Below are 18,061 nucleotides of genomic sequence, written 5' to 3' on the forward strand. Positions count from 1 at the left end.
CGCAAAGGTTTGCCGGGTCGCGGCGTCCGGTGCGGTGCATCGCAAGGCGGAGGGCCACGACTCGTACGGGACGTACCTGCGTGGTCCGACAACGCGGCGAGGTGCCGTGCCGGGCGTCGCGACCCGGTGAACCTTCGCGGTCACAGCACTAGACGGAGTCCCCGGTCAGCTCACGGCGCATGCAGACGCGCGGCCAGGCCGTCAGGCCGTGGGCGGCCTCGGCACGGCTGATCGCCCGCAGCCCCTCGGTCAGGGCGGGGTCGGTGTCGGCGAGCGGACGGAATCCGAGGCGGGCGTAGTACGGGGCGTTCCAGGGCACCTCGGCGAAGGTCGTCAGGGTGAGGGCCGTCAGGCCCTCCTCCCGGGCGGCCCGCGCCAGGTGCTCGATCAGCGCCCGGCCCACGCCCCGGCGGGCCGCCCCCGGGTGGACGGAGACCTGCTCGATGTGGGCGGCGCCGTCGACCGCGTCCGCGATCAGGTACGCGACGGGGCGGTCGGCCCCGTCGACCGCCACCCAGGCCCGGCCCGCCGCGCGGTACCCCTCCAGCACGTCCAGTGGCAGGGGTTCGTCGTCGGCGACGGCCGTCATCCCGAGGGCGCGGAAGGGTTCGCCCGCCGCGCGCTCGATGGACCGGAGCAGCGGGAGTTCGGCCGGCAGGGCCGCTCGGATACGCATACGCCAGTATGGCGCGGTCTCACCGCCCGTCGGAGGCCCGGTGGCCGAGCAGCCCCCCGTCCCGGGAGAAGCGCGGCAGGAACAGGGCGAGCGCCGGGTCGCCGTAGAGCGCCACGTACAGCTGGACCAGCCGTCCGTCCGTCACCTCCCGCCGGTGCTCCGGCAGCGGGTGCCGCTCCCGGAGCTCGGCGAGCAGCCGCCGGGCGGCCCGGGTGGCCGGCGGCAGCCGCAGCAGCGCGAGCACGGCGAGGAGGACCGGCACCCCGGCGGCGAGCGCGAGGGCGGTCCCGGGCCCGTCCGGCCCGCCGACGCCCGTGAGCAGTCCGGCCGCGAGCGTGGCCGGCGCCGCCGCGAGCAGCAGCCGGGCCGCGCGCCGCCGTCCCGGCGGTCGCACCAGCCCCGCCCGTCCCAGCTCGGCGCGGAGACCGTCCACCGCCCGGCGCGCCTCGGGGCGCAGGGCGAGCGCGGGCACGGCGAGGGCGTTGCGCAGCGAGCGGTGGACGCCGAGCTGGACCGGGTCCCGGGTCCGCCCCGGCCCGCCGTTGGCCCGAACCGTGTGTTTGCGTCCCGCCGCGACCGCCCCGCGCTGGTGCAGCGCGACCAGCGCGACCGTCACCGCGGCCCGTCGCCCGCCGCGCAGCAGCGCCAGTGCCTCGGGACCGGGCACCGCGCCGGTGGCGCCGGGACCACCGCTTCCGCCCCTGCCGCGCAGCAGTACCGCCGCGGCCAGCACCTCGGCCCAGGCGGCGCAGACCGCCGCCACGAACCACCACGTCCCCGTCCCCATGCCGTCCACCCCCAGGATGGTTCTGCCCGGAGGAGCGTGATCATCACGCGTGGATGGCCGGATCCGTATCCCCGATCGGCCCGGTGCGGATCAGATGGCGCCGCCGGACGTCAGTTCGTCGGCCGCGTTGTTCACGGGCTGCGGGGTGCCGGTGAGGTCGAGGACGAAGAGCGGCAGCCCTATCTCGGCGGCGCGGGACCGGGCCTCGGGGGTGTAGCCGGCGAGCGAGAAGAAGATGCTCACGGCGGAGGCGCTGAGGCCGTTCAGCCAGAGGCACTCCACGGCCCGCAGTCCGGCCGGCCGGGTGCTGGGGTCGACCTGGGCGACGAGCCCGGGTCCGCGCAGGTCCACGCCGGGGGAGTGGCGGTCCTCCGGCTGCACGATCTCCCGGAAGCCGAGCCAGTTCAGGTACGTCGCCGCCGCGGCGACCGCGTCCCGCGCCGTCCTGATCGTCACCGGCCGGTACGCGCCCCGCCCCGGGGAGGGCGTCGGCGTGGTCGGCGGCGGCGGGATGTGCGCGGGGTAGCGCTCGGCGAAGGACCGGGGAGGGGCCCCGAACCAGTCCGATGCGGGCGCGGCGCCGGCGGCGTCCGGGGCCCCGCCGTCCGGGACGGCGAACGGGTCGGGGCCTTCGGAGGCGGGCCCGGGGCCCGCGTACGGCAGGGGACCAGGGGCCTCGGAGTCGTCCGGCCCGTACGGCAGGGGACCGGGGCCCGCGGAGCCGTCCGGCCCGTACGGCAGGGGATCAGGGGCCTCGGAACCGTACCCCTCCCCGGGGTCCGGCCGCTCCGGTCCGGGGACCGCGGTCCCCGCCCCGACCTGGTCGGAGACCGGTGCCACCGGGATCCTCAGCACCGCCCCGCAGGCGCAGCCCAGCTCCGGGTGGGGCCACTCGCCCTCGCGGCCGCAGGCGCCGCAGCGGACGGTCACCCACGCGTCCAGCCAGGTCCGGTGCCGGATGGGTTCGGCGGTCGCGTCCGGGATCACCGGGGCGGCGACGGGGGTCCCGCAGGCGCAGGGGAAGACGGGTGCCGCGTACGCATGGCTGCGCAGGCACTCAGGGCAGCGCACCGATACCGACTCACCCACACCCGACCCCCTCTTCCCGTTCGTCCATCGTCCACCAATCCGGCCGCGCGGGGGTGCGACTTCGGCCATTGCGGGAGGCCTTTCGGTACCCGTCCGGTGCCTGGGCCGACGCCTGTCCTACGCCCGTCCGGTGCCCCGGCCGACGCCCGTCCGGTGCCCGGAGGGGGCCTCGGCGGTGTCCTGGCGGTGCCCGTCTGATGGGCGCTCCCTTGACGGCTCCCCGACCCCCACCTACATTGCTTCCGTATAGCAGAACAGTTCTTCCGCATTACGGAAACAGGAACGGGCGGCCCGCCCGGAACCTGCGACCGACCGGCCGAGCAGGAGCACTCCCATGCCTCGTATGACCGCCGCCGCAGCGGCCGTTGAGATCCTCAAGCGCGAAGGCGTCACCAACGCGTTCGGCGTGCCCGGCGCGGCGATCAACCCCTTCTACCGCGAGCTCAAGAACGTCGGCGGCATCGGCCACACGCTGGCCCGCCACGTCGAGGGCGCCTCCCACATGGCGGAGGGCTACACCCGCGCCAAGGCCGGCAACATCGGTGTCTGCATCGGCACCTCCGGCCCCGCCGGCACCGACATGATCACCGGCCTGTACTCGGCGATCGCCGACTCGATCCCGATCCTGTGCATCACCGGCCAGGCCCCGGTCTCGAAGCTCCACAAGGAGGACTTCCAGGCCGTCGACATCGCCTCGATCGCCAAGCCCGTCACCAAGGCCGCCACCACGGTCCTGGAGGCCGCGCAGGTCCCCGGCGTCTTCCAGCAGGCCTTCCACCTGATGCGCTCCGGCCGTCCCGGCCCGGTCCTCATCGACCTGCCGATCGACGTCCAGCTCACCGAGATCGAGTTCGACCCCGAGACCTACGAGCCGCTGCCGGTCTACAAGCCGGCGGCCACCCGCGCCCAGGCCGAGAAGGCGCTCTCCTTCCTCCTGGAGGCCGAGCGCCCGCTGATCGTCGCCGGCGGCGGCATCATCAACGCCGACGCCACCGACCTCCTCGTCGAGTTCGCCGAGCTGACGAACATCCCGGTCATCTCCACCCTCATGGGCTGGGGCACCATCCCGGACGACCACGAGCTCGCCGCCGGCATGGTCGGCGTCCAGACCGCGCACCGCTACGGCAACGCGACCTTCCTGGAGTCCGACGTCGTCATCGGCATCGGCAACCGCTGGGCCAACCGCCACACCGGCTACAACCTCGACGCCTACACGGCCGGCCGCAAGTTCGTCCACGTCGACATCGAGCCCACCCAGCTCGGCAAGATCTTCGCCCCGGACTACGGCGTCGCCTCCGACGCCAAGGCCGCCCTGGAGCTCTTCGTCGCCATCGCCAAGGAGTGGAAGGCCGAGGGCAAGCTCCCCGACTTCACCGCCTGGGCCGCCTCCGCGCAGGAGCGCAAGGCCACCCTCCAGCGCCGCACGCACTTCGACAACGTGCCGATCAAGCCGCAGCGCGTCTACGAGGAGATGAACAAGGCCTTCGGCCCGGAGACCCGGTACGTCACCACCATCGGCCTCTCCCAGATCGCCGCCGCGCAGTTCCTGCACGTCTACAAGCCGCGCCACTGGATCAACTGCGGCCAGGCCGGCCCGCTCGGCTGGACCATCCCGGCCGCCATCGGCGCCGCCACCGCCGACCCGGAGACCCCGGTCGTCGCGCTCTCCGGCGACTACGACTTCCAGTTCATGATCGAGGAGCTGGCGGTCGCCGCCCAGCACAAGGTCCCCTACGTCCACGTCCTCGTGAACAACGCCTACCTCGGCCTCATCCGGCAGGCGCAGGGCGGCCTCGGCATCAACTTCGAGGTCAACCTCGAGTTCGAGAACATCAACACCCCCGAGATCGGCGTCTACGGCGTCGACCACGTCAAGGTCGCCGAGGGCCTCGGCGTCAAGGCGATCCGCGTCACCGACCCGGAGAAGCTGGGCGAGGCGCTGGAGGAGGCCAAGAAGCTGGCCGTCGAGTTCCAGGTCCCGGTCGTCGTCGAGGCGATCCTGGAGCGCATCACCAACATCGCGATGAGCAAGACCGTCGACATGAGCGACGTCACCGAGTTCGAGGACCTGGCCACCGAGCCCGGCCACGCGCCGACGGCGATCAAGCCGCTCGCGGTCTGACCGCCGGGCCCGTCCGGGCCCACCCGCACCCGCCCGCACCCGTCGTCCACGTGACGGGGCGGGCGGGCTCGTCGTTAGGCTGGGTCCCCACCCGGGTGAGGAGCCCCGCCATGACCACCACGCCCCCGGCCGTGACCCGCCTGGTCACCCACGTCGAGCTGGACGAGGCCCACACCTTCGACCGGCAGATGTCGGTGTCCGCCCGCCTGGAGGCCGAACTCTCCGACGGCCGCTCCCTGGTCCTCCTCGACGACCGGGGCTGGGCCGCGAGCGTCCTGGGCGACGGCTCCATCCGGGACCACCTCACGGTGGAGTCCGTCGAGGACGACGCCCGCACGGTCGTCGGTCCCGACGAACCCTTCGGGGACGAGACCCGGGAGCAGGCCGCCGCCGCCCACTGGACCGCCCTCGCCGCCCGCCTGGCCCGGCACGGCGTCCCCGCCGACGGAGCCGCCCTCGCGACCCTCCCGCACGACGTCGTCCTCGGCGAACACCTCCGCGCCTGGGCCGGCTTCTAGCCCGCCCCTCCCGCCCCTCCCGCCCCTCCCGGGCTCGCGACGCGAGCCCGGCAGGATCCGAAACAGGCAATACGGCTAGGACACGCGCCCCCGCTGTGCCCGTACGAGGACGGCCCCGGCGTCCGTCCAGTCGTACAGCACCGACCGGCCGGCCCGCCCGCGCCGCACGAGACCGGCGTCGCGCAGCACCTTCAGGTGCCGTCCCACCGAACCGAGGCCCTGCCCCGTCAGGGCCACCAACTGGCTGGTCGACAGGGGCTTTTCGAGCCGCAGCAGGATCCCCGCCCGGGCCGTCCCGAGCAGCGCCCCGAGCGCCTCCGGCACCGCGGGCCCCGCCCCGTCCGCCAGAACTCCCGCGCAGGGGTAGACGATCGCGTACCGCTCGTCCCCCTCCCTGGACGCGTCCCACGACACCCAGCCCGTCGCGGGCGTCACCGGCACGAGGAGCAACCGGCCGCCCTCTACCGAACGCGGAGGATAGTCACGGGCGTTGACCTGGAGCCGGCCGTTCCCCAGCCATCGGGTCTTCCCCGGGCACAGCTCGTCCAGCGCGGCCCCCCAGCCGTCCCGCGCCATGCGCGCGGTCCTGGCCGTCACATCGGCCTCCAGCACCCGCCGCCGACGCGGCCACTCGGGCAGCACCGTCTCCCGCCACACCCACGTCAGCAGCTCCGCGAGCCGCTCCGGCAGATCCCGCGCGGAGCGGAGCGGCTCCGGGACGGGCCCGCCGACCGACACCGCGAGGTCGGCCAGGGCCGTGTCCCGTCCGGTCGCCCGGACCACCGCCACCTCCTCCTCGAAGGGCCGCTCGCCCTCTCCGGTCGGGGTCGGGGTGAGGAAGTCCGCCAGCCAGGTGGGGCTGATCGCCGCCCGGACCAGCAGCCCGTCCAGCGGCTCGGCCGCGATCCGCGCGCGGTACGCGGGCAGCCGGTCCGCCAGCCACGCCCGCTCGCCCGGATGCCCCGCCCGGCCCGCGTGCAGCGCCTTCAGCGCGGCGACGGACTCGGTCAGCGGCGACACCACGAACCTGCTGCTCGCGAGCGCGTCCGCCCCGATCCGCCACCACCCCATCCCCGCCCCGCCTCCCCGTCGCACTCGCCGCACCGCACGTTCAGCCGTACCGCACGCCCCGTCCCACGCACGCCCCGTCCCGCGCCCAGCCCCGTCGCGCGCCCCACCCCGCGGGGAGGTTTCGCGGACCCGCGAAACAATACCGGCGGCCGTCCGGGCTCCCCAGAATCCCGGCATGCCCCTTTCCCCGCCCCTGCACGGGGCCTCCGCCGTACCCCGCTACCGCGACCTCCTCCGCACCCCCGAGTTCACGCCGCTCTTCCTCGCCGGCTCCGCGCAGGTCGCCGGGCAGACCGTCGCCGGTCTCGGGATCGCCACGCTCGTGTTCCGGGCGACCGCGTCGCCGCTGCTGAGCGCGCTCGCGATGTTCGGGCCCTCGCTCGCGCAACTGCTCGGTGCCACCACGCTCCTCTCCGCCGCCGACCGGCTGGCACCCCGTGCCGCGCTCACCATCGTCGCCGTCGTCTTCGCGGCGGGGACGGCCGCGCAGGCCGTGCCCGGGCTGCCGCTCGGCGCCGCCTTCGGGGTGCTCGCCGTGCTCGGCGTCGTCGGCTCGCTCGGCGGGGGCGTGCGGCTCGGGCTGCTCGGCGAGGTGCTGCCCCGCGAGCGGTACCTGATCGGGCGGGCGGTGATGAACATGGCCGTCGGCGTCTGGCAGATCGCCGGGTTCGCCGCCGGCGGGGTGCTGCTCACCGTGCTCTCCCCGCGCGGCACCCTCCTCGCCGGCGCCGCCCTCTACCTGCTCGCCGCCCTGCTCTACCGCTTCGGCCTCACCGCCCGCCCGCCCCGGGCCACCGGCCGTCCCTCGGCCGCCGAGACCTGGCGGACCAACGGCCTGCTGCTCGCCGACCGCCATCGCCGGCTGCTCTACCTCGCGCTCTGGGTGCCCAACGGGCTGATCGTCGGCTGCGAGGCGCTCTTCGTGGCGTACGACCCCGACCGCGCCGGCCTGCTCTTCGCCTGTGCCGCCGTCGGCATGCTCGCCGGGGACACGGTCGTCGGGCGGTTCGTGCCGGCGCGGCTGCGCGGACGGCTCGCCGCGCCCCTCCAGTTCCTGCTGGCGGCCCCGTACGCGCTCTTCGCGTTCGGCACGGGGCCGCACCAGGCGGTGGCGGGCGCGGCGGTCGCGGTCTCCGCCGTCGGCTACGGCGCGAGCCTGCTGTACCAGGAGCGGCTGCTCGCGCTCGTCCCGGAGGAGTCGAGCGGGCACGCGCTGGGCCTGCACGGCTCCGGGATGCTCGCCTGCCAGGGCATCGCCGCGGCCCTGGCGGGCGGTCTCGCCCAGCTGACCTCGCCGGCGACCGCGATGGCCCTCCTCGCGGTGGCCTCGCTCGCCGTCACCGCCGTGCTCACCGCGGGGCTGTCGAGCGCAGCACGACCGTCTCCTCGCACGGCCCGTCGGCGAACAGCTTGAGCGCCTCCATCTCCTCCTTGTCGACGGACAGCCCCCAGCGCAGCTTGGTGCCGACCCACTCGCCGACGTAACGGCAGTAGGCGGTGTTGCCGTCCGGCACCCATCCGGCCGGGTCCTGGCCCGCCTTGGCCGCCCGGCTGCGGGCGGTCACGGCGACCAGCGTCGCCGCCGCCCCCTGGTCGTTCGCGTACGCGGCCCGCCGCGCCGCCGTCCAGCCGGACGCCCCCGAGGCCCACGCCTCCGCCGGAGGCACGAGGTGGTCGACGTGGAGGAGGGCCGGGTCGGTGACGGTCTGCCCGTCGTAGTACGAGGTCCACCGGCCGCCCGTGAGCGCGCAGCCGGTGCCGGTCGCGGGCGCCTCGACGGCCTCCGCGAGGAGCACCTCGGCGCGGGTGTCGCAGCCGTCGGCCGCGTCGAGGCCCTCGTCCCAGTGCGGGAAGGCCGCCTCCTCGTATCCCGCCGGGTCCTCGGCGGCCTCGGTGAGTTCGGCGAGCGCGTCGGGGAAGAGCTGGACGCCGGCGGAGGCGGCCGGGACGGGGGCGGCGAGCGGGGACAGGACGAGGGCGAGCGGGACGAGCCCGCGCATCAGGTTCTTGATCACGTACGGCTGGATAGCGCCGCGGCAGGGGCGCACGGGAGGCGAATCGCGGTGCGCTCCGCCGAGCGGGTGCGGATCTTCACCGCAGAAACGATGCGGTGCCGGGGGAGTGCCGGGACAGGGAAGAGCGCGGAACCAGGGACCGTAAACCTGGTTCCGCGCTCTCGTCTGGTGACCGCCCGGCGACACGAGGCTGGCGCGACAGGACGTTCGCGGCGCCGGGCGGAGTCTGTGTCCCCCTTCGTCCGGGGGATCCCTCGGGGGAGAGGGCGTGGGGACCGCGGCGGCTGCGACGGACGCTTCGGCCGGTCCCTTCCTTCAGGTCTGGAAGGGGGGCCGGGCGTCCTGGCCACCGCACTGGCTCGCAGCCGCCGCGGTCTCACGCTGTCCATGAACACCGGCCACCCCTCATCCGGGCCGGTGTTCCGGACGGCGTACGACATTGACCTCCCGTCAGATGTCGTACGCGGTCTGGGGATCCGTGTGGGATCCGGGAGGGTCAGTCCTCGCGCAGGGCGCGGACCGCCTCCTCGACGCGCTTGCCGTACTCGGCGTCGGCCGCGGCGAAGTGGGCGAGGTTCTTCTCGATGACGTCCTCGCGGGACACCTGGGAGAGACCGCCGGCGATGTTGGCGATCAGACGGCTCTTCTCCTCCTCCGACATCAGGCGGTACAGCTCGCCGGCCTGGAAGAAGTCGTCGTCCTTGGTGTGCTGCGGGGCGGCGTGGGTACCGGTCCAGCCGTGGATCGCGAGCGGCGCGGAGAGCGGCGTGTCGGTCTGGGCCGGGCCCTGGTGGGAGTTGGGCTCGTAGTTCTTGTCGTACCGCGAGCCGTTGCGGGTGGCCATGGCGCCGTCACGGCCGTAGTTCTCGGCGACGGTCGCCTTGGGGGCGTTCACCGGGAGCTGGGTGTGGTTGACGCCGAGGCGGTAGCGGTGGGCGTCCGCGTAGGCGAAGAGGCGGCCCTGGAGCATCTTGTCCGGCGAGGGACCGATGCCCGGCACGAAGTTGTTCGGGGAGAACGCGGCCTGCTCGACCTCGGCGAAGACGTTGTCCGGGTTGCGGTCGAGGACCATGCGGCCCACGCGCTGGAGCGGGTAGTCGCTGTGCGGCCACACCTTGGTGAGGTCGAAGGGGTTGAAGCGGTAGTCCGCGGCCTCGGCGGCCGGCATGACCTGCACGTAGAGGGTCCAGGACGGGTTCACGCCGCGCTCGATGGCCTGGAGCAGGTCCGTCTGGTGCGAGTTGGCGTCCTTGCCGACGAGCTCGGCGGCCTGGTCGGCGGCGAGGGAGCGGATGCCCTGGTTCGTCTTGAAGTGGTACTTGACGAAGAAGGCCTCGCCCGCCTCGTTGGTCCACTGGTAGGTGTGCGAGCCGTAGCCGTTCATGTGACGGTACGAGGCCGGGATGCCGCGGTCGCCCATGAGCCAGGTGATCTGGTGGGTGGCCTCGGGGGCGTGGGCCCAGAAGTCCCAGACGTTGTCCGCCTCCTGCTTGCCCGTGAAGGGGTCGCGCTTCTGGGAGTGGATGAAGTCGGGGAACTTGATCGGGTCCTTGATGAAGAACACCGGGGTGTTGTTGCCGACGAGGTCGTAGTTGCCCTCTTCGGTGTAGAACTTCACCGCGAAGCCGCGCGGGTCGCGGACCGCGTCCGCGCCGCCGAGCGAGTCGGCCACGGTGGAGAAGCGGATGAAGAGCTCCGTCTTCCTGCCCACCTCGGAGAGGAAGTCGGCCTTCGTGAAGCCGGTGACGTCGTCGGTCACCTCGAAGTAGCCGTACGCGCCGGAGCCGCGGGCGTGCACCACGCGCTCCGGGATCCGCTCACGGTTGAAGCGCGCGAGCTTCTCCAGCAGGTGCTGGTCCTGGAGGAGGAGGGGGCCACCGACGCCGGCGGTGGCGGAGTTCTGGTTGTCGGCGACGGGGGCGCCGGACTCGGTCGTAAGCACGCGCTTCGACATGGTGGCCTTTCCCTACAAGATGCTGCTGACGATGCCGTGGAGCGTAGGTTCGCTCAGAACGCGGCGTCAACAGTTTGTTGAAATTGAGGTGTGGTGTTCCGGTCGGCGGCGGCGCCTGGGCGCGACAGGACAGGTGTCAGCACCGCCGCCGACCGGAAATCTGGGGCCCCGCCGAGGCGGGGCGGCAGGTCAGACCTGCGCGCCGGAGAGACGCTCGACGGCGCGGAGCAGGGCCGAGTGGTCCAGGCCGCCGTCACCCTGCGCGCGCAGCGAGGCGACGAGCTGGGCGACCACGGCGCCGACCGGGAGGGCCGCGCCGACGTTGCGGGCGGCGTCGGTCACGATGCCCATGTCCTTGTGGTGCAGGTCGATCCGGAAGCCGGGCTTGAAGTCCCGGTTCAGGAAGTTGTCCTTCTTGCGGGTCAGCACGGTCGAGCCGGCCAGACCGCCGTTGAGGACGTCGAGGGCGGCCTGGAGGTTCACGCCGGACTTCTCCAGGAAGACCACGGCCTCGGCGCACGCCTGGATGTTCACGGCGACGATGAGCTGGTTGGCCGCCTTGACCGTCTGGCCGGAGCCGTGCGGGCCGCAGAGCACGATGACCTTGCCGAGCGCCTCCAGGATCGGGAGGGCCTCGTCGAAGTCGGCCTGCTCGCCGCCGACCATGATGGAGAGCACGGCCTCGATGGCGCCGGCCTCGCCGCCGGAGACGGGCGCGTCGATGACGCGGATGCCCTTCTCCTTGGCGTTCTTGGCCAGGTCGACGGAGGTCTGCGGGGTGATCGACGACATGTCGATGATCAGCGCGCCCTGCCGGGCGTTCTCCAGGATGCCCTCGGGGCCGTAGGAGATCGCCTCGACCTGCGGGGAGGCGGGCACCATCGTGATGATCACGTCGGCGTCCTTGACGGCCTCGGCGATCGAGCCGGCCACGGTGCCGCCGGCGGCCGCCAGGCGCTCCAGCTTGTCCTGCTCCAGGGTGAAGCCGGTGACGGAGTAGCCGGCCTTGATCAGGTTCTCGGACATGGGGGAGCCCATGATGCCGAGGCCGATCCACGCGATCTTGGGAAGGTTGCTGCTCATGAGGGTGCCTCTCAAAACAAGGTCGTACGGGGAGGGGGCCTGCGTCAGCGGGCCGGGCGGGCCTCTGCGGCGAGCCATTCGAAGGACGCGGCGGCGTCGGCGGCCTTGTACTCCAGACCGACCCAGCCGTCGTAACCGGCCTTCCTCAGCTCGTCGAGCAGCTGCTCCAGCGGCAGTTCGCCGGTGCCCGGGGCGCCGCGGCCCGGCTTGTCCGCGATCTGGACGTGGCCGGTCTTGTCCGCGTACCGCGCGATGACGGCGCTGACGTCCTCGCCGTTCATGGCCAGGTGGTAGATGTCGAGGAGGAACTTGGCGTTGCCGAGCCCGGTGGCCTCGTTCACCTTGTCGACGACCTCGATCGCGGAGGGGGCGCTCACCAGCGGGTAGAGCGGCGACTCCGGCTTGTTCAGGGTCTCGATCAGCAGGATCGCGCCGACGCGGTCGGCGGCGCGGGCCGCCAGGACCAGGTTCTCCAGGGCGAGGGCGTCCTGGACCTCCGGGTCGACGCCCTCGACGCGGTTGCCGTAGAGCGCGTTGAGCGCCTTGCAGCCGACCGAGGCGGCGAAGTCCGCGGCGATGTCGATGTTGGCCCGGAAGCGGTCGGACTCCTCGCCCGGGACCGAGACCGCGCCGCGGTCCGGGCCGGGGAGCTGTCCGGCGTAGAAGTTCAGACCCACCAGCTGGGTGCCGGCGTCCTCAAGGGCCTTCTTGAGGGCGTCGAGCTCGCTCTGCTCGGGGGTGGCGGTGTCGATCCAGGGCCACCACAGCTCGACCGCGGTGAAGCCGGCCGCGGCGGCGGCCGCGGGGCGCTCCAGGAGCGGGAGTTCCGTGAAGAGGATCGACAGGTTCACATCGAAGCGCTGGTCCGTGTATCCCATGAGGGGCGGCGCTCCTTCCGTATTGCGGAAGTCGTTTTCTGTCTGACGGAATGTTGCAAGTCCGTGGCGGTGCTTGTCAAGGGCCCTCGTCGACTCCCGGGCTCCCCAGCCGCCCGAACGGCCCGTAGCGTGGGGGCATGGTGCGTTTGAGAGTGGAGTTCACGACCGAGCCGTTCGACCTCGACGAGGCGCCGGCCCACGCGGTCGTGGCCCGTGAGGTCATCCAGTCGGCCGAACTGGACGCCGTCGATGTCGGCCCCTTCGGCAACACCGCGGAAGGCGGCGCCGACGCCGTCCTCACCGCCGTCGACGAGCTGCTGCGCAAGGCGCTCGGTGCCGGTGCCACCCGGGTCTCGCTCCAGGTCAACGTGATCGGTGAGGGCGGGGAGGACGCGAAGTGACCGAGCATCCCTTGGCGGCGGCGGTGAAGCCGCTGGTCGACGCGATGGGCGCGGAAGTGCTGGAACCGGCCCAGGCCGCGGGCGACGACGTCGTGCTGTCCTGGGAGGGCGAGGACGTCCTCGCCGTACGGCTGCCGCAGCTGTCGGACTCCCTGGACCACATCCTCGCGGCGATGGAGCGCCGGCACGGGATGCCGCTGGCCGAACTGGACCGCAAGGCCAAGCAGGAGGTCGTACGGCTCCTGGAGGCCCGCGGCGCCTTCTCGGTGCGCCACGGCGTGGAGACGGTCGCCGGCGCCCTCGGGGTCAGCCGCTTCACCGTCTACAACTACCTGAACAGGGAAAACGCCTCCAAGAACGCCTAGTTGATCAAGAGTGGCCACAAGCCGTCGTCCGCATGTCGGGACGACGGCTTCCGTGTCACCGAGTTTTCAACAAAGTGTTGACGTGGTGTTGCCGAGGGCGTTAGCTATCCGCAGCCCGTCCGACGCACAGCGAAAAACAGCCACGGAGGCTTCCCGTGACTTCAGGTACGACACCGGGCCTCACCCGGTTCAACACCTCGGCGGACAGCGAGGCTCTCGCCGCGCTCCACGAGGTGTGCTCCAGCTCGGCGTGGGGGAGCAAGCTCCTCGCCCAGCGCCCGTACACCACCGCCGAAGCCCTCTTCCTCGCGAGCGACGCCGCCATGGCCGAGCTGACCGCCGAGGACCTGGCCGAGGCGATGGCGGGCCACCCGCCGATCGGTCGTCCGAAGGAAGGGGATGCCACCTCCACCCGCGAGCAGAGCGGGATGGCCGGCTCCTCCGCCGAGCTCAAGGCCGAGATGCTCGAACTGAACCTGGCCTACCAGGACCGTTTCGGCCACGTCTTCCTCATCTGCGCCACCGGCAGGACCGGCGAGCAGATGCGCGACGCGGTCCGGGACCGGATCGGCAACTCGCCCGAGCGGGAGCGCGAGATCGTCCGCGCCGAACTGGGCAAGATCAACCGCATCCGGCTCACCCGTCTCGTAGAGGAAGAGAGCGCCGCATGAGCACCGACACCACGGCCTCGGTGTCCACCCACATCCTGGACACCAGCATCGGACGCCCCGCGGAGGGCGTGGCGATCACCCTCGCCGCCCGCGCCGGCTCCGACGCCGCCTGGGTCGCGCTCGGCGGCTCGGCCACCGACGCCGACGGACGGTGCAAGGACCTTCCGGCCCTGCCGGTCGGCACCACCCACGTACGCCTCGACTTCGAGACCGAGACGTACTTCCTGAGCAAGCAGAACCAGCAAGCCGAGGCGCAGCAGGACGCCCCCGCGAATCGGGACAGCGGTCCGGACGGTGCTTTCTTCCCGGAGGTGGCGATCACGTTCGCCGTCAAGCCGGGCGAGCACTACCACGTACCGCTGCTGCTCAACCCGTTCGGCTACTCCGTTTACCGAGGGAGCTAGCAGACATGCCCACGATTCTCGGCCAGAACCAGTACGGCAAAGCAGAGAACCGCGTCGTCAAGATCACGCGGGACGGCGCCACCCACCACATCAAGGACCTGAACGTCTCGGTCGCCCTCTCCGGCGACCTCAGCGACGTCCACCTCACCGGCTCCAACGCCCACTGCCTCCCCACCGACACGACGAAGAACACCGTCTTCGCGTTCGCCAAGGAGTACGGCATCGAGTCCGCCGAGCAGTTCGGCATCCACCTGGCCCGTCACTTCGTGACCAGCCAGGAGCCGATCAAGCAGGCCCGGATCCGGATCGAGGAGTACTCCTGGGAGCGCATCGCCTCCTCGGACGCCAACTCCAAGTTCATCGGCTCCGACGAGGTCAACCACTCCTTCGCCCGCAAGGGCCAGGAGACCCGCGTCACCCAGATCACCTACGACGGCGAGAAGTGGGAGGTCATCTCCGGCCTCAAGGACCTCGTCGTCATGAACTCCACCAACTCGGAGTTCTGGGGCTACATCAAGGACCAGTACACCACCCTCCAGGAGGCGTACGACCGCATCCTGGCCACCCAGGTCTCCGGCCGCTGGCGGTTCAACTGGACCGACGACGACCAGCGCATGCCCAACTGGGAGCGGTCCTACGAGCAGACCAAGCGCCACATGCTCGAGGCCTTCGCGGAGACCTACTCGTACTCCCTCCAGCAGACGCTGTACCAGATGGCCACGCGGATCATCAACCACCGCGCGGAGATCGACGAGGTGCGCTTCTCGCTCCCCAACAAGCACCACTTCCTGGTCGACCTCGAGCCCTTCGGGCTGAAGAACGACAACGAGGTCTACTACGCCGCGGACCGCATGTACGGCCTCATCGAGGCCACGGTCCTGCGTGACGGCGCCGAGGCGCTGATCCCGGTCGACATGACCAATCTCTGAGTGGCACCACATCTCTGAGCGGCACTGAGTGACCCGGTCCCCGCCCGCCCGCAGTCGGGCGGGGACCGGCACCAGACCGGAGGGAACCCAGCATGGCACTGCCCGCAAAGGGGCCGGCATCCGCCGAAGGCCCGTGTTCCACCCCGTCGTCCACCGAGGCCCCGCCCCAGGCCGCCTGCCATCCGGTCGACGAGAAACTCCCCGCGTCGCGGCTCGTCCCCGCGGCACTCCAGCACATCGCCGCCATGTACGCCGGCGTCGTCACCCCTCCGCTCATCATCGGCCAGGCCGTCGGCCTGGACGCGGCCGGGATGACCCGGCTCATCGCCGCCAGCCTCCTGATCGCCGGTCTCGCCACCATCCTGCAGACCCTCGGCGTCCGGAACCTCGCCGGCAACCGGCTGCCGTTCGTGAACGCCGCCTCCTCCGCGGGCATCGCCCCCATGCTGGCCATCGCCGAGACGAGCGCCCCCGGGCACCAGCTCCCCGCCATCTACGGCGCGGTCATGGTCGCCGGTGTGTTCTGCCTCGCCGTCGGCCCCTTCTTCGGCCGGCTCCTGCGCTTCTTCCCGCCGCTCGTCACCGGCGTCGTCATCACCCTGATCGGCGTCACCCTGATGCCCGTGCCCGTCAGCTGGGCCCAGGGCGGCGACAAGACCGCCGCCGACTTCGGTGCCATGAAGTACCTCGCCCTGGCCGGCTTCACCCTGGTCGTCGTCCTGCTCTTCCAGCGCTTCGGCCGCGGCTTCGTCAAGCAGATCGCCCTGCTGCTCGGCCTGTTCGTCGGCACCCTCGCCGCGATTCCCTTCGGGATGGCCGACTTCACCGCCCTGCGCGAGGCGCCCGTCGCGGCGCTGCCCGCCCCCTTCGCCTTCGGCGCCCCCGAGTTCCAGCCCGCCGCGATCCTCTCCCTGTGCATCGTGATGCTGGTCCTCATGACCGAGTCCAGCGCCGGCATGCTCGCCCTCGGCGAGATCTGCGAGCGCCCCAGCGACGGGAAGACCATCACCCGGGGGCTGCGCACCGACGGCGTCGCCACCCTGCTCGGCCCGGTCTTCGGCGGCTTCCCGACCTCCGCCTTCGCGCAGAACGTCGGCGTCGTCTCGCTCACCCGGGTCCGCTCCCGCTACGTGGTCGCCGTCGCCGGCGGAGCCCTGCTGGTGCTCGGCGCCTTCCCGGTCCTCGGCGCCGTCGTCTCCATGGTCCCGATGCCCGTCCTCGGCGGCGCCGGCATCGTGCTCTTCGGTTCCATCGCGGTCAGCGGCATCCGGACCCTCTCCGAGGCCGGACTCGACGACAGCTCCAACATCATCCTGGTGGCCGTCGCGCTCGGCGCGGGCATCATCCCGCTCGCCGCGCCCACCTTCTACGCCGGGTTCCCCGCCTGGGCGCAGACCGTGCTCGGCTCCGGCATCAGCGCGGGCGCGCTCGTCGCCGTCCTGCTGAACCTGTTCTTCCACCATCTCGGCACCCGGAGCCGTCACACGGCCCCGGCACTCAAATCCTCCTAGGGTCCTGCCGTGCCCACCCCACCCAAGAGGAATGAAGGAAGCACCGCCATGGCAGCACCTTCGGCAACCCAGCGCATCGTCATCGAGAACGCGGCGATCGCCACCGTCGACGCGAACGACACCGAGTACGCCTCCGGCTACCTCGTCGTCGCCGACAACAGGATCGAGTCCCTCGGTGCCGGCAAGGCCCCCGAGAACCTGGAGAACGTGGTCCGGCGGATCGACGCCACCGGCCACCTGATCACCCCGGGCCTGGTCAACACCCACCACCACTTCTACCAGTGGATCACCCGGGGCCTCGCCACCGACCACAACCTCTTCAACTGGCTGGTGGCGCTCTACCCGACCTGGGCCCGCATCGACGAGCAGATGGTGCGCGTCGCCGCCCAGGGTTCGCTGGCCATGATGGCCCGCGGCGGCGTCACCACCGCCATGGACCACCACTACGTCTTCCCGCAGGGCTCCGGCGACCTCTCCGGCGCCATCATCGGCGCCGCCTCCGAGATGGGCGTCCGCTTCACCCTGGCCCGCGGCTCCATGGACCGCAGCGAGAAGGACGGCGGCCTGCCGCCGGACTTCGCCGTCGAGACCACCGAGGGCGCGCTCGCCGCGACCGAGGAGACGGTGAAGAAGTTCCACGACGCCTCCTTCGACTCGATGACCCAGGTCGCCGTCGCCCCCTGTTCCCCCTTCTCGATCTCCACCGAGCTGCTCCGCGAGGGCGCCGCCCTCGGCCGCCGCCTCGGCGTGCGCATGCACACCCACGGCTCGGAGACCGTGGAGGAGGAGAAGTTCTGCCACGAGCTCTTCGGCATGGGCCCGACCGACTACTTCGAGTCGACCGGCTTCCTCGGCGAGGACGTGTGGATGGCGCACTGCGTCCACATGAACGACTCCGACATCGCCGCCTTCGCCCGCACCAAGACCGGTGTGGCCCACTGCCCGTCGTCCAACGCGCGCCTCGCCGCCGGCATCGCCCGCGTCCCCGACATGCTGAAGGCGGGCGTCCCCGTCGGCCTCGGCGTCGACGGCACCGCCTCCAACGAGTCCGGCGAGCTCCACACCGAGCTGCGCAACGCCCTGCTCATCAACCGCCTCGGCGCCCACCGCGAGTCCGCGCTCAACGCCCGCCAGGCCCTGCGCCTCGGCACCTACGGCGGTGCGCAGGTCCTCGGCCGCGCCGACAACATCGGCTCCCTGGAGGCGGGCAAGCTCGCCGACTTCGTCCTCTGGAAGATCGACGGCCTCGGCCACTCCTCGATCGCCGACCCGGTCACCGCCATCGTCTTCGGCGCGGCGGCCCCGGTCACGGCCTCCTTCGTCAACGGCAAGCAGATCGTCGAGAACAACCGACTGCTCACCGTCGACGAGGACACCATCGCGCGTGACGCGCGCACGGAGGCCCAGCGCCTGGCCCGCATCGCGGCCCAGGGCTGACCCTCCCCCCGGAGTCCGGTCGGGGGGGACGGCCCTCGACCGGTCGCCGCGGACCCGACAAGGGGCCGGGGCCGCCCGACCGGGCGGCGCCGGACGCCCCAGGCGGACGGCGCCCCCCGGGCGGTGGACCCGGCCCGGACCCCCCCCCGG

The 18,061-nt window shown here is 72.3% G+C and carries 18 protein-coding genes; 10 read left to right on the top strand and 8 right to left on the bottom strand.

Translation table 11 applies throughout. The features are described 5' to 3' along the window. Positions 1–148: 148 nt before the first annotated feature. The 3 genes from ACFQ8C_RS13550 to ACFQ8C_RS13560 all read right to left on the bottom strand — a co-directional run bounded on the left by ACFQ8C_RS13550 (position 149) and on the right by ACFQ8C_RS13560 (position 2,552). Positions 149–676, bottom strand: coding sequence for a GNAT family N-acetyltransferase (locus tag ACFQ8C_RS13550; protein WP_383455986.1), 528 nt, complete (start codon positions 674–676; stop codon positions 149–151). A 19-nt stretch (positions 677–695) separates the two neighbouring features. Then, positions 696–1,463 (bottom strand): TIGR04222 domain-containing membrane protein, encoded by a 768-nt coding sequence (locus tag ACFQ8C_RS13555; protein WP_383455989.1) that lies wholly within the window; start codon positions 1,461–1,463, stop codon positions 696–698. A 90-nt stretch (positions 1,464–1,553) separates the two neighbouring features. Beyond that, complete coding sequence (locus tag ACFQ8C_RS13560) at positions 1,554–2,552, bottom strand: hypothetical protein (RefSeq protein WP_383455992.1); 999 nt, start codon at positions 2,550–2,552, stop codon at positions 1,554–1,556. A gap of 343 nt (positions 2,553–2,895) precedes the next feature. Here ACFQ8C_RS13560 and gcl point away from each other — a divergent pair, with 343 nt between their 5' ends. Then, positions 2,896–4,674 carry a glyoxylate carboligase gene (gene gcl, locus ACFQ8C_RS13565; protein WP_383456033.1) on the top strand — a complete coding sequence of 593 codons (1,779 nt, stop codon included), beginning with the start codon at positions 2,896–2,898 and terminating at the stop codon, positions 4,672–4,674. Positions 4,675–4,784: 110 nt separating this feature from the next. Further along, on the top strand, positions 4,785–5,192 hold the full coding sequence (locus tag ACFQ8C_RS13570; protein ID WP_383455995.1) for a hypothetical protein: 408 nt from the start codon (positions 4,785–4,787) through the stop codon (positions 5,190–5,192). 75 nt (positions 5,193–5,267) lie between these two features. On the opposite strand, the gene ACFQ8C_RS13575 is transcribed toward ACFQ8C_RS13570, so the two are convergent. After that, positions 5,268–6,263: a helix-turn-helix domain-containing protein gene (locus ACFQ8C_RS13575; RefSeq protein WP_383455997.1), complete on the bottom strand. Its 996-nt coding sequence runs from the start codon at positions 6,261–6,263 to the stop codon at positions 5,268–5,270. Between the two features lie 175 nt (positions 6,264–6,438). Between ACFQ8C_RS13575 and ACFQ8C_RS13580 the strand changes: the two genes are divergently transcribed. Further along, the gene (locus tag ACFQ8C_RS13580) at positions 6,439–7,677 is read left to right on the top strand and encodes an MFS transporter (RefSeq protein WP_383456000.1); all 1,239 of its coding nucleotides are present in this window, start codon (positions 6,439–6,441) and stop codon (positions 7,675–7,677) included. On the opposite strand, the gene ACFQ8C_RS13585 is transcribed toward ACFQ8C_RS13580, so the two are convergent. The 4 genes from ACFQ8C_RS13585 to ACFQ8C_RS13600 all read right to left on the bottom strand — a co-directional run bounded on the left by ACFQ8C_RS13585 (position 7,613) and on the right by ACFQ8C_RS13600 (position 12,193). Beyond that, on the bottom strand, positions 7,613–8,278 hold the full coding sequence (locus ACFQ8C_RS13585; protein ID WP_383456004.1) for an HNH endonuclease: 666 nt from the start codon (positions 8,276–8,278) through the stop codon (positions 7,613–7,615). The two genes, ACFQ8C_RS13580 and ACFQ8C_RS13585, sit on opposite strands and share 65 nt — an antisense overlap. Positions 8,279–8,774: 496 nt before the next feature. After that, on the bottom strand, positions 8,775–10,232 hold the full coding sequence (locus tag ACFQ8C_RS13590; RefSeq protein WP_383456006.1) for a catalase: 1,458 nt from the start codon (positions 10,230–10,232) through the stop codon (positions 8,775–8,777). Positions 10,233–10,421: 189 nt separating this feature from the next. After that, positions 10,422–11,315: a 2-hydroxy-3-oxopropionate reductase gene (locus tag ACFQ8C_RS13595; RefSeq protein ID WP_383456008.1), complete on the bottom strand. Its 894-nt coding sequence runs from the start codon at positions 11,313–11,315 to the stop codon at positions 10,422–10,424. A gap of 44 nt (positions 11,316–11,359) precedes the next feature. Next, entirely contained in the window at positions 11,360–12,193 is an 834-nt protein-coding gene (locus ACFQ8C_RS13600) for a TIM barrel protein (protein WP_383456011.1), read from the bottom strand. A 140-nt stretch (positions 12,194–12,333) separates the two neighbouring features. On the opposite strand from ACFQ8C_RS13600, the gene ACFQ8C_RS13605 reads away from it, so the two are divergent. The 7 genes from ACFQ8C_RS13605 to ACFQ8C_RS13635 all read left to right on the top strand — a co-directional run bounded on the left by ACFQ8C_RS13605 (position 12,334) and on the right by ACFQ8C_RS13635 (position 17,911). Next, complete coding sequence (locus ACFQ8C_RS13605) at positions 12,334–12,594, top strand: hypothetical protein (RefSeq protein ID WP_037881565.1); 261 nt, start codon at positions 12,334–12,336, stop codon at positions 12,592–12,594. A gap of 44 nt (positions 12,595–12,638) precedes the next feature. Continuing rightward, the gene (locus ACFQ8C_RS13610) at positions 12,639–12,959 is read left to right on the top strand and encodes a helix-turn-helix domain-containing protein (RefSeq protein ID WP_383456037.1); all 321 of its coding nucleotides are present in this window, start codon (positions 12,639–12,641) and stop codon (positions 12,957–12,959) included. Between the two features lie 155 nt (positions 12,960–13,114). Next, the gene (gene uraD, locus ACFQ8C_RS13615) at positions 13,115–13,630 is read left to right on the top strand and encodes a 2-oxo-4-hydroxy-4-carboxy-5-ureidoimidazoline decarboxylase (protein ID WP_383456013.1); all 516 of its coding nucleotides are present in this window, start codon (positions 13,115–13,117) and stop codon (positions 13,628–13,630) included. Next, positions 13,627–14,034: a hydroxyisourate hydrolase gene (uraH, locus tag ACFQ8C_RS13620; RefSeq protein ID WP_383456016.1), complete on the top strand. Its 408-nt coding sequence runs from the start codon at positions 13,627–13,629 to the stop codon at positions 14,032–14,034. The genes uraD and uraH overlap by 4 nt, the downstream gene beginning before the upstream one ends. 5 nt (positions 14,035–14,039) lie before the next feature. Next, positions 14,040–14,963: a factor-independent urate hydroxylase gene (gene pucL / locus ACFQ8C_RS13625; RefSeq protein ID WP_383456018.1), complete on the top strand. Its 924-nt coding sequence runs from the start codon at positions 14,040–14,042 to the stop codon at positions 14,961–14,963. Positions 14,964–15,055: 92 nt separating this feature from the next. After that, positions 15,056–16,474, top strand: coding sequence for a nucleobase:cation symporter-2 family protein (locus ACFQ8C_RS13630; protein WP_383456021.1), 1,419 nt, complete (start codon positions 15,056–15,058; stop codon positions 16,472–16,474). Positions 16,475–16,522: 48 nt separating this feature from the next. After that, positions 16,523–17,911: an 8-oxoguanine deaminase gene (locus ACFQ8C_RS13635; RefSeq protein WP_383456024.1), complete on the top strand. Its 1,389-nt coding sequence runs from the start codon at positions 16,523–16,525 to the stop codon at positions 17,909–17,911. The last annotated feature ends 150 nt before the right edge of the window (positions 17,912–18,061 follow it).

This window comes from Streptomyces sp. NPDC056503 (assembly GCF_042794995.1).
Classification (GTDB): domain Bacteria; phylum Actinomycetota; class Actinomycetes; order Streptomycetales; family Streptomycetaceae; genus Streptomyces.

What these genes read in the sequence shown, in the direction of transcription:
- ACFQ8C_RS13630 (WP_383456021.1), top strand. Translation starts at nt 15,056, where the DNA reads ATGGCACTGCCCGCAAAGGGGCCGGCATCCGCCGAAGGCCCGTGTTCC.
- pucL (WP_383456018.1), top strand. Translation starts at nt 14,040, where the DNA reads ATGCCCACGATTCTCGGCCAGAACCAGTACGGCAAAGCAGAGAACCGC.
- ACFQ8C_RS13580 (WP_383456000.1), top strand. Translation starts at nt 6,439, where the DNA reads ATGCCCCTTTCCCCGCCCCTGCACGGGGCCTCCGCCGTACCCCGCTAC.
- ACFQ8C_RS13635 (WP_383456024.1), top strand. Translation starts at nt 16,523, where the DNA reads ATGGCAGCACCTTCGGCAACCCAGCGCATCGTCATCGAGAACGCGGCG.
- ACFQ8C_RS13550 (WP_383455986.1), bottom strand. Translation starts at nt 676, where the DNA reads ATGCGTATCCGAGCGGCCCTGCCGGCCGAACTCCCGCTGCTCCGGTCC.
- ACFQ8C_RS13555 (WP_383455989.1), bottom strand. Translation starts at nt 1,463, where the DNA reads ATGGGGACGGGGACGTGGTGGTTCGTGGCGGCGGTCTGCGCCGCCTGG.
- gcl (WP_383456033.1), top strand. Translation starts at nt 2,896, where the DNA reads ATGACCGCCGCCGCAGCGGCCGTTGAGATCCTCAAGCGCGAAGGCGTC.
- ACFQ8C_RS13590 (WP_383456006.1), bottom strand. Translation starts at nt 10,232, where the DNA reads ATGTCGAAGCGCGTGCTTACGACCGAGTCCGGCGCCCCCGTCGCCGAC.
- uraH (WP_383456016.1), top strand. Translation starts at nt 13,627, where the DNA reads ATGAGCACCGACACCACGGCCTCGGTGTCCACCCACATCCTGGACACC.
- ACFQ8C_RS13595 (WP_383456008.1), bottom strand. Translation starts at nt 11,315, where the DNA reads ATGAGCAGCAACCTTCCCAAGATCGCGTGGATCGGCCTCGGCATCATG.
- ACFQ8C_RS13570 (WP_383455995.1), top strand. Translation starts at nt 4,785, where the DNA reads ATGACCACCACGCCCCCGGCCGTGACCCGCCTGGTCACCCACGTCGAG.
- ACFQ8C_RS13610 (WP_383456037.1), top strand. Translation starts at nt 12,639, where the DNA reads ATGGGCGCGGAAGTGCTGGAACCGGCCCAGGCCGCGGGCGACGACGTC.
- ACFQ8C_RS13575 (WP_383455997.1), bottom strand. Translation starts at nt 6,263, where the DNA reads ATGGGGTGGTGGCGGATCGGGGCGGACGCGCTCGCGAGCAGCAGGTTC.
- ACFQ8C_RS13600 (WP_383456011.1), bottom strand. Translation starts at nt 12,193, where the DNA reads ATGGGATACACGGACCAGCGCTTCGATGTGAACCTGTCGATCCTCTTC.